Genomic DNA, 12,615 nt, shown 5'->3' with positions numbered 1-12,615 from the left:
CTGGTGACCTTCAGGCGGCGCGCTGTTCACCTTTTAACAGTTTTTTCTGGGCTTCCATGGCCTGGCCCATGTCTTCCAGTGCCTGCTTGCCCAACAGCTTGCGGGCAGTCGGGAACAGCTCGCTTTCTTCTTCCTCGATATGGTGTTCCAGCAGCTCCTTCATCACTTTGACCCGTCCGGCAAATTCCACGGTACCGGTGTCGGTTTGCAACAGGTCGGGAATGACCAGCGAGTCGACAGTACGGTGCTCTTCTTTGGCTTCGTAATACATCTTCGCTTCTTCTTTGCCACCGGCCTGCTTGATCGCCGGGTAGAGGATTTCCTCTTCAAGGGCTGTATGAATGCTCACCTCCTGCTTGATGCGCTCGAGCAGTTCAGCCCGTTTTTTCACGGCGCGTTCGGTGGTTGACGACAGTTCCTCGAGCAGTTTTTTCACCAGCTGATGGTCTTGGATAAGCAATTCGATTGCGTTCATGAGTCACCTCTCAAGGGGCAGAAAAAATCACGGTTGCCTTGGATGGAGTGGGCTGCAAGCGCCAGGGTTCAATGCAGATGATCAACGTAACGTTGCGCTGCCACCGACAGTGCGGTTACCGCTTTCGTCTCTGCTTATTTCTTGCCAGGCAATACCGAACTGAGGACCTGCTTGGCGGTTTGCACGATAACGCCGGACTGGTCCGGGTCGCCCTTGAGCAAGGTGCTGGCGAACTTCTTTGCCTGCTCCAGCTTGATATGCGGCGGCAGGGGTGGCACGTCTGGGTCGGTCTTGAATTCGATCAACACCGGCCGGTCAGCCCCCAGGGCGCGCTCCCAGGCGCCAGCAATGTCTTCTTCACGCTCCACGTAGATGCCTTCCAGGCCAATGGAAATGGCAAACAGGTGGTAGGGCACATCAGGGATCGACTGCGAAGCCTCGAACTTGGGGTCACCTTCCATGACCCGTTGTTCCCAGGTCACCTGGTTGAGGTCTTCGTTGTTGAACACTGCGCAAATCCACTGCGGGTTGTCCCACTGCCGCCAGTACTTGGCCACGGTGATAAGCTCGGCCAGGTTATTCATCTGCATCGCACCATCGCCGACCAGCGCCACTACGCTGCGCTGCGGGTAGGCGAACTTGGCGGCAATGGCATAGGGCACCGCCGCGCCCATGCTGGCCAGGCCGCCGGACAACGAACACTGCATGCCCTGGCGAATCTGCAGGTCGCGGGCAAACCAGTTGGCGCATGACCCCGAGTCGCTGGTGATGATGGCGTGATCGGGCAGGCGAGGGGAAAGCTCGTGTACCACGCGTTGTGGGTTGATGGGGTCGGCCTTGACCAACGCGCGCTTTTCCAGGGTCTTGTCCCAGTGCGTGCGCCAGTTTTCGACGTTTTCTCGCCAGCGCCGCTCGGCCTTGTGCTCCAGCAGTGGCAGCAGTGCGCGCAGGGTTTCGCTGGCATCGCCCACCAGGTTGACCTCCATCGGGTAACGCAGGCTGAGCATGTCCGGTTGCAAGTCGATCTGCACGCCACGCGCCTGACCTTCCTTAGGCAAAAACTCGGCGTAGGGGAAGCCGGAGCCGATCATCAGCAAGGTGTCGCATTCGTTCATCAGCCTGTAGCTCGGCTCGGTGCCGAGCAGGCCGATGGCGCCAGTGACCCAAGGCAGGTCATCGGGCAGCGCAGCCTTGCCCAGTAGCGCCTTGGCCACGCCGGCACCGAGTGTTTCAGCCACTGCGATGACCTGCTCGGTGGCTTGAAGGGCGCCGGCGCCCACCAGGATTGCCACCTTTCGCCCAGCGTTCAGTACCTCGGCGGCCCGCTGCAAGTCTTGCTCGAAGGGCACCACCCGGGGCTTGCTGTAGCCAATGCCGGAGTGCAGCGTGCCATGGGCTCTGGCGGGTTCGTGGTAGGGAAGGTCCTGCAGGTCGTTGGGCAAGATGATGGCGGTGACCCGACGTTCACCGACGGCAGTACGCACTGCGCGGTCGAGCAGGTGACGCACCTGTTCGGGCGTCGACGCCTGCTGGACGAAGGCACCGGCGACATCCTTGAACATCGACAGCAGGTCCAGCTCCTGCTGATAGTGCCCGCCTAGCGCTGCGCGCGCCTGCTGGCCGACAATGGCCAGCACCGGCTGGTGGTCCATGCGTGCGTCGTACAGGCCCGTCAACAGGTGCGAGGCGCCGGGGCCGGAGGTGGCGATGCAGACACCCAGTTCACCCGTGAATTTGGCATGGGCACTGGCCATGAACGCGGCCATTTCCTCATGCCGTGCTTGTACGAACTCGATCTTGCCTGCGGCCCGGTTCAGCGCGCCGAACACGCCGTTGATGCCGTCGCCGGGGTAGCCGAAGATGCGTCGCACACCCCACTGATACAAGCGCTCAACCAGAAAGTCACCTACCGTGTTGCTCATCATGCTCTCCCGTCCTGTGGTGGATAGGCGTCTGGACTTGGCCCGGCGCGTGAAAGTTTCACGCGTGTGCACGCAGGTCTTCCGAGTGGAACCATTGACCGGGCTCAAGGTTCGCAACTGAAGGGACCTCAGCACCTGGAGACGACACATGAAGGCCATCGACACTGCCGATGTCAGCGTACAGACCCTGTACTTCCAAGATGACGGCGCAACGCCCAACAGCCGTTTCCCGGTCGTGCTCTATCATCTGCAGATCGCGCCGGCACAGGATGCCGCCAGTGCCTTCGAAGCGCTGTTCTCGGTACACCACTGGACGCCACTCTGGCGCGGCGGGATCTTCGATTACCACCACTTCCACCCCAATGCCCACGAAGCCTTGGGGGTCGCCAGCGGGTGGGCGCGGGTGACACTGGGCGGGGCGTCAGGCCAAACCTTGAGTGTAAAGCGGGGCGATGTGCTGGTGCTGCCGGCGGGCACGGGGCACCGCTGCGTCGAGAGCAGCGAGGACTTCCAGGTGGTCGGTGCCTATCCTCATGGGCAGGAAGACTACGACATCCAGCGGCCAGACAGTGCAGCGCACAGGCAGGTGCTGGCGCGAATTGCCGCAGTGCCGGGCCCTGGGCAAGACCCGGTCGGCGGCGCCGGGGGCGTCGTGATGAGCTATTGGCGCTGAGCGTCTTGCGAGCGGGGCCATCTTAAGGTGTTCGCCGTGCCTTTAGTGTCGCCTATGCGACCGAGCGCCGCCCGCGCGGCGCTTCGCGGCACAAGGCCGCTCCCACATCTGTTTCGGGCCAATCACTCCTGTGAGATTACCGCTCCCACATCTGTTTCGGGCCAATCACTCCTGTGAGATTACCGCTGGCCGCCCTGCTCCACCAAGCGCCTAGGGCGCGAATTCGCAGGTGCAGGAGTAACTGGCCAGAAACAGATGTGGGAGCGGCCTTGTGCCGCGAAGCGCCGCGCGGGCGGCGCTCGATCTCACACGCATCAGACATCTCAAGGCAAGCGCCTGTGAGCCCCTACTGCTTGACCGAGTGGTATTACGGCAGGCCCGGCCTGTTCGCGGGTAAACCCGCTCCTACGACGGGTGGTGACGCCATCATCGCCATCAGCACTTCGTTTTCCAGTGGTTTGCTAAGCAGGAAACCTTGCACCTCATGGCATTGGTCAGCGCTAAGCAGGGCGAGTTGCTCGGCGGTCTCGACACCTTCAGCTGTTACCGTCATGCCCATCGCGTTGCCAAGATTGATAATGGCCTGTACCACGCTACGGTCGCTGCCGCTCTTGCCCAGATGCTGGACGAAGCGCTTGTCAATCTTGATGCTGTCGAACGGGTAGGTACGCAGGTAGCCCAGCGAGGAGTAACCGGTCCCGAAGTCGTCCATGTTCAGGCGCACGCCTAGCTCCTTCAGTGCCTGCAGGGTGTGCAGAGCGCCTTCAATGTCGTTGAGCATGACGTTTTCGGTAATCTCCAGTTCCAGACGATGGGCTGGCAGGCCGGTGGTGCGCAATGCGTCGCCGACGTCGCGAACGACATCGCTGCGGCTGAACTGGGCAGGCGACATGTTTACCGACACCATTACCGCCTGTGGCCAACCGAGCGCCTTGAGGCAGGCTTCCTGCAGCACCCAGTTGCCAAGCAGCACGATCAGGTCAGACTCTTCGGCAAGCGGGATGAAACGATCGGGGCGCAGCAGGCCCTGGCGTGGGTGTTGCCAGCGTACCAGGGCCTCCGCCGATGCGATCGAAACCCCGTCGACCTTGAAGCGCGGCTGAAAATGCAACACCAGCTCGCCACGCGGTATGCCCTCGCGCAGTTCGCTTTCCAGCACACGCTTGTCCATCAATGCTGCATTGAGTTGTGCCGAAAAAAAACGCCAAGTGTTTTTGCCCGCTTGCTTGGCGCTGTAAAGGGCCACGTCAGCGTAACGGATCAGGTCGCTTGGCGTGCCGGGGTATTCGGCCGACAGCACTACACCAAGACTCACACCAACGTGAACAACATGCCCCTCAACCTGCATGGGGCGTTTGATCGCCTCGATCAGGCGCATGCAGAATCGGTCCATATCCCCGCGATCGCCTGGCCGTGTCACTACGACGATGAACTCATCGCCCCCCAGACGGGCGACCAGGTCACTGTCGCGAGTAGCTTGACCGAGGCGGCCCGCTACCTCGAGCAACACCGCATCGCCGGCCGGGTGCCCAAGGCTGTCGTTGATCGGCTTGAAGTTATCAAGATCCAGCATCAGCACCGCTACTTGCAGCGGCTCAGTGCCAGGCATGGTCTGTTCGAGGAACCGGAACAGCTTGTTACGGTTCGGCAAGCCGGTAAGGGCATCATGCAGAGAGAGATGCTGGACCTGTGCATGTGCGGCCACTTCGTCGGTGATGTCGCTACACGTGCCACGAAACCCGGTACAGACGCTCTGATCCACGATCGAGCGCGCAGCGATCCGGCAAATACGCTGTTGGCCTAGCTGATCCTGGTACTGACAGCGCAGGGTGCCGGAAGCGCCTGTCGCCGCCAGACTGTGCAGCCAGGTCTGGAGGTGGCTGGTATCACAAGACAGCAGCTCGGTAATCGGGCGCTGCCGCCACGTTTCGACGGGGTGCCCGGTGAGTTCGCTGAAACGGTCCGACAAATAGGTTAGCCGCAGGAATACATCGGTTTCCCATATCCAGTCCGAGGCAGCTTCAGCCACGGCCTTGAAGCGCTCTTCACTCGATTGCAAGGCAGCCCGGGAGATCATCAGCGCACGGTGGCTACGATCAATCCCGGTGCTGGCCCGCATTGCATACCGTGCAAACAATGCAATGGTCAGCGCAATCAGGAACACGGCGACTGCCAATGGCGCGATTACAGTCTGGATCAATTGCGTACCAGGCTGCGGCAGATCCCAGGTCAGGGCGCGACCGATGCCGTCCAGGGCAAGCGCACCGCGTCCTCGATGCAGATCAGCCGAATCGGCCACTGCCAGCCCGGACAACCCCGCCGACTCGCCCAGCGCCAGGAGTACAGGGGGTGAAAGGACGCGAATGAACACCATCACTGCAGTTGGGCCCGGCAGGTGATGGGGCTGGGCCTGCGGTCGTATCAGCGCAGCGGCGTACACCGCTGGCTGGCCACGAAATACGAGATATCCGGAAGACGCCTGGTCATGCTTCGCAGCTTCGCGAGCCAGGTGCAAAAGGTTGCCAGCACGGTCGGTATGCTGCTCCAGGCCTTGCTCGCTGAGCCTACCTTCCAGCATGGCGTAACGGGTCCCGTCATCATCGAGCACGTATACCCCCTCGTAGCCATCGGAGGTGTAGAGCGTGGCGCCTACATTGTCCTCGACGTATGCCCAGTGCGCGTCGACCTGTTTCCCCAAGTGGTCGTAGGCGGCCTGCCAGTCGGCGTGGGTCAGCAGGAACGTCCTGTCGTTTTTCTGCAACTGGGTAATGGCCGAATTGGCGTGAAAGCGGCTTTGCTCCACCTGGCGAACGTCTAGCGCCTCGGCCAGGCGGTAGAGGGAGAACAGCCCCAGCAACAAGGCTACCAACAGAATCAGGGAGAACACCACGATGAGTTGCCCCACCACATGACTACGGCTCGACATTTCTTTGTCAGCAAGCACGTCCATTCGACTTTCAGCCCTTCCTGCGTCTTGAGTGGGCAATGGCAAAGCCGGCAATTATTCCTGCAGCGGCGGCCCCGATCAGCAACGGCGCTTTGTTTTTTGATTCCCTCCAGCCTCCGTCGATGGACCTCCTGCCAGTGGGAGGCTCAAACAGGTTACCGGAGGACACTTCGGCCTTGGGACTGCGATTTATTCCCCAACGCGTCAGCCACCCTGACAATAAAGGCAACCCAGGTACAAGGTAGCTGACCAGGTGTGCGATGCGAGCAGCAGCGCCGACCGTTGTGTGGGCTTGAGGTGAGAGTGCGCAGGCCACCATCGCCTTCGCTACCCGTTCCGGATCGTATACAGGGCCTGGCGGTGTCAGCGCATGCCCGGTGTAATTGCCGCCATCCCTGAAGCCGGGTGTGTCCATGACTGCAGGATAGACATCGCATACATGGATATGGGGAAACGCCGTTAATTCGCCCCGCAGCGCCTCGGTCAGCCCACGTAAGCCAAACTTGCTTGCCGAGTACGCGGCAGCATAGGGTTGGGCCACCCAGCTGCCTAGCGACAGCGTGTTGATGAGAATGCCGCTACCTTGCGCCTTGAAGTAGGGTAGGGCGACGTAGGCACCGCGCAGGTAACCGATCAAGTCGGTCTGGATAACCTGCTCATGCGCGTCCAGTGGCGTCTCGTCGAAGCTGCCGACCGCCCCAACCCCCGCGTTGTTGACCCAGATATCGATCCGTCCATGGCCAAATGCTGCTGCCTGCGCGGCCAGCGCTTGGACCTGCTCGCTGTGGGTGACATCGGTGGTAATCGCCATGGCATCCGTACCGCACTCGGTACATTCATCCAGGACATCGAACAACGCTTCCTCGTCGCGGGCCGCCAGGACCAGGCGTGCACCCTTGCAAGCGAATGCGTGTGCGGCGGCGCGACCGATGCCGCTGGATGCGCCCGTGATGACCACTACCTTGCCGTGCAAAGGCCCTTTGGCCGAAGTACCCGTGTCAGCCGCTTCTAGCTGCGAGCCAGAGGTATTTGCAGCGTCGAGCGGCGCGAGGATTTCGCCCGCGTCGATCAGGGAAAGCTCAAGAGCGGTGCCATCGACCAGAGTTAACGTCAGGCCTTCGACCGTGCCTGCCACGCGGTCTGGAAATAGCGGTTCACCTTCAGCATCCAGGCTGTCGTAGATGAAGCGTGTACCTTCGAGCCACCCCACGGCGGTCAGAAGCTCAGGGCCCAGGTAGTATTTTCCGTCCTGAAAGAAGCCTGCAAACTGATGCGTGCGCTCCACGTTTTCAACGCGATAGCGTTCACCTGATTTCATTCCTGTCGCTTGATCGATCATGTTGCAAACCCCCTGTAGGTGCAGCTAGCAGATGTCAGCCTTTGCTGTGCTCGTCGGAAGTGGGGCCCGTGCCTCGCTTGATGCCACGAGGGCCGGCAACGCCCCATATACCCAGGCCAACAAGAGGTAACGCTACGATCAGCAGGGCCCAGCCCGCTTTCACGGCATCCGTCTTGTCGCTTCGGAACACACTGACGATGGCCCACAGGTCAACGAGCAGAAGAATTGCCGCTACGGCAATCCAGAAGTAGCTGGCGAGACCATTCATGTGTTTGCCTCCTCTACACGAAGTCAGGGCCCAAGGTGCCCGCTGCAGCGCCTGGTACGAGGATCACCTTGCGACAGTCGTCCTGCTTCTGATCGAACATCTTGTAGCCCATGGCCGCCTCTTCAAGGGCCAGGCGGTGGGTGACGATCAGTTCCGGTTGCAGGCGTCCTGCTTCAATGTGCTCAAGGAGTTCAGGCAGGTACTTCTGGACATGGGTCTGGCCCATCTTGAAGGTGAGGCCCTTGTCGAAGGCATCGCCGAACATGAAGGCATGGATAAAGCCAGCGTACACACCGGGTACGCTGACAACGCCTCCACGACGCACCGCAGCAATGCTCTGGCGCAGCGCCTTGCCACTGCTGCCTTCGATCTTCAGCGCCGTCATGACTGTTTCGGCAGTGCTGCCTTTGGCCTCGAAGCCGACCGCGTCGATCACCGCATCGACCCCGCGCATGCCTGGGGTCTGGCGGATGATGCTGTCCGCGGGATCGTCGTCCTGCTCAAAGTTGATCGGTATGACGCCGTACGCCTCCTGGGCGTAGGCCAGGCGATAGTCGTTGTCATCGACCATGAAAATGGTCTGCGCGCCAAGCATTCGCGCACAAGCGGCGCTCAGCAAACCCACCGGCCCGGCGCCGTAGATCGCCACCGATGAACCCTGGCCGACTTCGGCATTGATCACGGCTTGCCAAGCGGTCGGCAGAATGTCGGAGAGGAACAGCACCTTGTCATCGGCCAGTTCGGTGGGCACTTTGAACGGGCCGACGTTGCCTTTAGGCACCCTGACGTAATCTGCTTGGCCGCCTGGGATACCTCCGTAAAGGTGGCTGTATCCAAATAGCGCCGCGCCAGGTGGGATACCCTTCTTGTTAATGATCGCGCCCCGACCGGTATTGGTGGTTTCGCAGGCAGCGAACAGGTCGTGCTGACAGAAGAAGCAACTGCCGCACGCAATCACGAAGGGAATCACTACGCGGTCGCCGACCTGCAGGTTGGTGACGGCACTGCCGGTGTCTTCGACGATGCCCATGAACTCGTGGCCGAAGATATCGCCCGCTTCGGTTTCTGGGATTTTGCCGTGGTAGAGGTGCAAGTCAGAGCCACAAATGGCGGTGGCGGTTACCTTGAGGATGATGTCGTCTGCTTGCTCGATGATGGGATCAGGGACGTTATCGACCCTGACGTCGTGTGCGCCGTGGTAGGTCAGTGCTCTCATGAAGGTCAGCTCCTGCAATTGCTGTTTCAGTGATAGGTATGCAGGGGAAGCCAAGACAGAGGGCAAAGTTCAGACTAAAAACGCCGGTGGTAGTTTAAATGGGGCTGCGCGGTGCTGCGTTTCAAGATGTTGTGCACAAACAATTGGTGTGAATTCATTTATAACCAGCCACGCCATTTCATTGAACGATTGCTGCCTTTCCGTTCGTCCTGAATGTTGCGCGTTATTTAGCACGATGCACGCGGGCGTTCACTCCCAGCCATAGACGGCGCCCTTAACTAACCCTGGGCGTTCGACTAGCCGCGAGGAGACAACCATGTTTATCCATAACAAGCGTTTGCAATATACCGTGCGGGTAGCGCAGCCTAACCCGGGGCTGGCGAATCTGTTGCTCGAACAATTCGGTGGTGCTCAGGGTGAGTTGGCGGCTGCTGGCCGCTATTTCACCCAGGCATTGGCGGAGGACGATCCGGGGCGTAAAGACCTGCTCATGGATATTGCGACCGAGGAGCTGAGCCACCTGGAGATTGTCGGCTCCATCATCGTCATGCTGAACAAGGGCGCAAAGGGGCGCCTGGCCGAGGGCGTCGAAGAGGAAGGCGAGCTGTATCGTGCGATCAATGGAGCGGGCAACGACTCACACATCACCAGTATCTTGTACGGTGCCGGTGCCCCGCTCACCAATTCGGCTGGCGTACCTTGGAGCGCTGCGTATGTCGATACCATCGGCGAGCCTACAGCAGACTTTCGCTCGAACATCGCTGCTGAAGCGCGGGCCAAGATCGTTTACGAGCGTTTGATGAACGTGACCGATGACCCAGGCGTCAAGGAGGCTCTGGGCTTTCTCATGACGCGGGAGATCGCCCATCAGCTTTCCTTTGAGAAGGCGCTTCATGCGATTCAGCCGAACTTCCCGCAAGGGAAGCTACCCGGCATGCCGGAGTTCACCAACACCTACTTCAACATGTCCGGTGAACCCAATGTGCGTGGCCCCTGGAACGAGGGCAGCGAGTGGGAATACGTGGAAAATCCATCCGCCGCTGTCGATGGAGGGGATGGCACCGCTTCGGTGACGCTTACGCCTGCCGAGGCTGAAACACTGGAGGCAATGAAGCTTCGGACGATGTCCGATCCAGCTACCAACCCGGTCACCGGCGCAGATCTGGGCTCTGGCCTGATCAACGGCAAAGACTGAGCCGCGGAGGCGTCATGAACACGCTACGCAAAAAAGACTTGCCACATCGGCTGGTCGGCGTCGAGCACCTGATGAGCCAGGCGTTAGCCGAATTCGAAGCGGAATCACGTTTGGCCTGCCGGGCGCTGCGGGTACGCATGGCCGTCATGACATTTGGAGTCGGCTCGCTTCTCCCCAATGACCTACCCGGCGATACGCCGGAAAGAGAGCAACCTGAAATCTTTCTGAGCCACACCGTGCACTGACAACGGCCCGGAGCAGGATGCTCCGGGCTTGTTCGGCTCGCCCTGGGCCAATATCCCTGCCAACAGAACCTCATCACCAAAAGATCAGAGCACTTTGCGCCAGAGCGCATCCGTAGATTGCGAACTGCCCCAACTACCTGTACACCTCTAGCATCCACTTCGTGGTCATGATGAAGCTAATGCTGAAGCGCGGGAGTCACGAGGCGTGGTGCGGAAACTTTTCGCTTTTACCGTCTGTCTCGATGACGACGATATAAGGTGATCTATGGATAAAGACACGTCTGACCTTTCTCCAGCTGGCGGCGACCCTGCTCAGCCTGGTGAAAAATTGCGCCTGGTGCTCGAGGCTGCTGCTGTGATGGGTACCTGGGTATGGGATATCCCGAACGACCGCGTCATAGCAGACGAGCGGTTTTCAAAAGCGTTTGGTATCCCGTTGCAGAAGTGTAAAGCGGGTATTTCCATTGCCGAAGCGTTGACATCCATTTACCCCAAAGACCGGGATCGTGTCTCCCGGGAAATCGCTGCCGCTATGGCCCATGGAGGCCCGTTCCGCTGCGAGTACAGGGTTCGCCAGGATGATGGTGAATATCATTGGGTCGAGGCCAACGGTCGCGCAGAGTTGAATGCGACCGGGCATGCGATTCGCTTTCCGGGCGTGCTCATGGACATCGAGCCCCGGCGGGCGGCTGAAGCCGAGCGGGACCGCGTCTCTGCCCTGTTGCGAACCTTTGCAGCCGCCGTACCTGGGGTTGTGTACGCAAAGGATCTTGAGGGACGGCTTCTGGTTGCAAACCACGGGACGACGGAGTTGATTGGCAAACCGCCTGAATTTTATCTGGGAAAAACTGACCTTGAGTTTCTCGATGACAAGGCCCAGGCGCTGCAAATCATGCAAACCGACCAGGAAGTCATGCGAGGAGGCAAAGCTGTTCAGATTGAAGAGCGGGTCGATATGCCCGACGGCTCTGCGACCACATGGCTGTCGGTAAAAGCCCCGCTCCTTGACGAAGCTGGAGAGGTCATAGGGCTGATTGGTTCCTCGATCGATGTGTCCGCACGAAAACAGGCCGAAGCCGCGCTTTTGGAGCTGAACCGGACACTGGAAGGTCGCGTCAGCGAAGCCATAGCCCAGCGTGAGGCCGCTCAGGAAGCGCTGCGCCAATCGCAGAAAATGGAAGCGATAGGTCAGCTCACCGGGGGCATCGCTCATGACTTCAATAACCTCCTGGCAGGCATTACCGGCAGTCTGGATTTGGCCAGGCGGCGGGTAAGGGAAGGGCGGTCGGCGGACGTCGAACGTTACCTCGACATCGCGCACCGGGCCGCCCAAAAGGCGGCGTCACTTACTCATCGATTGTTGGCATTTTCACGCCGTCAGCCTTTGCAGCCCATCCGCACGGACATCAATGATTTGATCGGCGGGCTGACGGATCTCATACGGCGTACCGTAGGGCCATCGATTCAGCTGCAGGTCGATTTGACCGCAGAAATTGCCACTTGCCTGGTTGACCCCTTACAGGTCGAGAATTCACTGCTCAACCTGTGTATCAACTCGCGGGATGCAATCGGCAAAAGGGCTGGCAAGATCATCATCACTACAGCCAACATCACACTTGAGGAGGGCCCCGATCTGGATTCGGAGCTGAATGCGGGTGCATACCTGACGATCAGCGTAATCGACAATGGGATGGGTATGTCTGCCGAAACGCTATTGAAAGCGTGTGAACCGTTCTTCACGACCAAGTCCCTCGGTGAGGGCACGGGGCTTGGGCTGTCGATGGTTTACGGATTTGCCAAGCAGTCGGGGGGGCAGGTCAGGATTGTTTCGGAGGAAAAAGTCGGCACCAGGGTTTACCTTGCTCTGCCAATCGCTCCGGGAAAGCCAGCGCCTATTGCCAGCGCACAGACCCTTTGCGATTTCGAACCTCAATGGTCAGACCGTACTGTACTGATAGTCGATGACGAGCCATCCGTTCGCATGTTCGTCAGTGACGTTCTCAGTGGTTTAGGGTGCACGGTTATCGAGGCTACCGACAGCCAGGCTGGCCTGCAATTGCTCGCATCTGATACCCGCATCGATCTACTGGTGACCGATATAGGCTTGCCCGGTGGGATCGATGGCCGGGAAATGGCCACGTTCGGACGACAAGCCCGTGACCGCTTGCCAGTCATTTTCATGACCGGCTACGCGAGCCCATCGGTGTTCGAGGATAACGTATGGCGGGATACATCGGCCGTGTTGATCAAGCCATTCGCGATGGATGACCTGGTCGCCAATGTCCACAAGATGCTTGGGATGCCTGGCCAAACCACGCGCGCTTGAGTGAAGGTT

General features: G+C 59.8%; 10 protein-coding genes. 4 read left to right on the top strand and 6 right to left on the bottom strand.

The features are described from left to right. Nucleotides 1-10: 10 nt before the first annotated feature. Nucleotides 11-475: a hemerythrin domain-containing protein gene (locus ACI2KG_RS01600; protein ID WP_400616302.1), complete on the bottom strand. Its 465-nt coding sequence runs from the start codon at nt 473-475 to the stop codon at nt 11-13. A 134-nt stretch (nt 476-609) separates the two neighbouring features. Next, complete coding sequence (locus ACI2KG_RS01595; protein WP_404660519.1) at nt 610-2,397, bottom strand: thiamine pyrophosphate-requiring protein; 1,788 nt, start codon at nt 2,395-2,397, stop codon at nt 610-612. Between the two features lie 148 nt (nt 2,398-2,545). Here ACI2KG_RS01595 and ACI2KG_RS01590 point away from each other — a divergent pair, with 148 nt between their 5' ends. Next, a complete protein-coding gene (locus ACI2KG_RS01590) occupies nt 2,546-3,070 on the top strand; it encodes a cupin domain-containing protein (RefSeq protein ID WP_404660518.1) in 525 nt (174 codons plus the stop codon). 367 nt (nt 3,071-3,437) lie between these two features. Here ACI2KG_RS01590 and ACI2KG_RS01585 read toward each other — a convergent pair whose 3' ends face one another. The 4 genes from ACI2KG_RS01585 to ACI2KG_RS01570 are packed head-to-tail and all read right to left on the bottom strand — an operon-like array spanning nt 3,438 to nt 8,840. Then, on the bottom strand, nt 3,438-6,020 hold the full coding sequence (locus ACI2KG_RS01585) for an EAL domain-containing protein (protein WP_404660517.1): 2,583 nt from the start codon (nt 6,018-6,020) through the stop codon (nt 3,438-3,440). Nucleotides 6,021-6,027: 7 nt separating this feature from the next. Then, nucleotides 6,028-7,356: an SDR family oxidoreductase gene (locus ACI2KG_RS01580; protein ID WP_404660516.1), complete on the bottom strand. Its 1,329-nt coding sequence runs from the start codon at nt 7,354-7,356 to the stop codon at nt 6,028-6,030. A 34-nt stretch (nt 7,357-7,390) separates the two neighbouring features. Beyond that, the gene (locus tag ACI2KG_RS01575; protein ID WP_404660515.1) at nt 7,391-7,624 is read right to left on the bottom strand and encodes a PLD nuclease N-terminal domain-containing protein; all 234 of its coding nucleotides are present in this window, start codon (nt 7,622-7,624) and stop codon (nt 7,391-7,393) included. Between the two features lie 13 nt (nt 7,625-7,637). Then, on the bottom strand, nt 7,638-8,840 hold the full coding sequence (locus tag ACI2KG_RS01570) for a zinc-dependent alcohol dehydrogenase (RefSeq protein WP_404660514.1): 1,203 nt from the start codon (nt 8,838-8,840) through the stop codon (nt 7,638-7,640). A gap of 316 nt (nt 8,841-9,156) precedes the next feature. Between ACI2KG_RS01570 and ACI2KG_RS01565 the strand changes: the two genes are divergently transcribed. From ACI2KG_RS01565 to ACI2KG_RS01555, 3 genes are all read left to right on the top strand, one after another. Beyond that, complete coding sequence (locus ACI2KG_RS01565) at nt 9,157-10,035, top strand: manganese catalase family protein (protein ID WP_400616285.1); 879 nt, start codon at nt 9,157-9,159, stop codon at nt 10,033-10,035. Between the two features lie 14 nt (nt 10,036-10,049). Then, nucleotides 10,050-10,280 (top strand): hypothetical protein, encoded by a 231-nt coding sequence (locus tag ACI2KG_RS01560; RefSeq protein ID WP_404660513.1) that lies wholly within the window; start codon nt 10,050-10,052, stop codon nt 10,278-10,280. A gap of 265 nt (nt 10,281-10,545) precedes the next feature. Beyond that, entirely contained in the window at nt 10,546-12,606 is a 2,061-nt protein-coding gene (locus ACI2KG_RS01555; RefSeq protein ID WP_404660511.1) for a PAS domain-containing protein, read from the top strand. Nucleotides 12,607-12,615 lie beyond the last annotated feature (9 nt).

It is taken from the genome of Pseudomonas sp. NPDC089407 (genome assembly GCF_044900445.1).
Lineage (GTDB): Bacteria > Pseudomonadota > Gammaproteobacteria > Pseudomonadales > Pseudomonadaceae > Aquipseudomonas.
The sequence above is the reverse complement of the archived record's forward strand: the minus strand, read 5'-3'. Positions and strand labels throughout refer to the sequence as shown.

Bases quoted from the DNA above. Each gene is read 5' to 3' on its own strand.
- ACI2KG_RS01600 (WP_400616302.1), bottom strand. From the start codon at position 475: ATGAACGCAATCGAATTGCTTATCCAAGACCATCAGCTGGTGAAAAAA.
- ACI2KG_RS01595 (WP_404660519.1), bottom strand. From the start codon at position 2,397: ATGAGCAACACGGTAGGTGACTTTCTGGTTGAGCGCTTGTATCAGTGG.
- ACI2KG_RS01590 (WP_404660518.1), top strand. From the start codon at position 2,546: ATGAAGGCCATCGACACTGCCGATGTCAGCGTACAGACCCTGTACTTC.
- ACI2KG_RS01585 (WP_404660517.1), bottom strand. From the start codon at position 6,020: ATGGACGTGCTTGCTGACAAAGAAATGTCGAGCCGTAGTCATGTGGTG.
- ACI2KG_RS01580 (WP_404660516.1), bottom strand. From the start codon at position 7,356: ATGATCGATCAAGCGACAGGAATGAAATCAGGTGAACGCTATCGCGTT.
- ACI2KG_RS01575 (WP_404660515.1), bottom strand. From the start codon at position 7,624: ATGAATGGTCTCGCCAGCTACTTCTGGATTGCCGTAGCGGCAATTCTT.
- ACI2KG_RS01570 (WP_404660514.1), bottom strand. From the start codon at position 8,840: ATGAGAGCACTGACCTACCACGGCGCACACGACGTCAGGGTCGATAAC.
- ACI2KG_RS01565 (WP_400616285.1), top strand. From the start codon at position 9,157: ATGTTTATCCATAACAAGCGTTTGCAATATACCGTGCGGGTAGCGCAG.
- ACI2KG_RS01560 (WP_404660513.1), top strand. From the start codon at position 10,050: ATGAACACGCTACGCAAAAAAGACTTGCCACATCGGCTGGTCGGCGTC.
- ACI2KG_RS01555 (WP_404660511.1), top strand. From the start codon at position 10,546: ATGGATAAAGACACGTCTGACCTTTCTCCAGCTGGCGGCGACCCTGCT.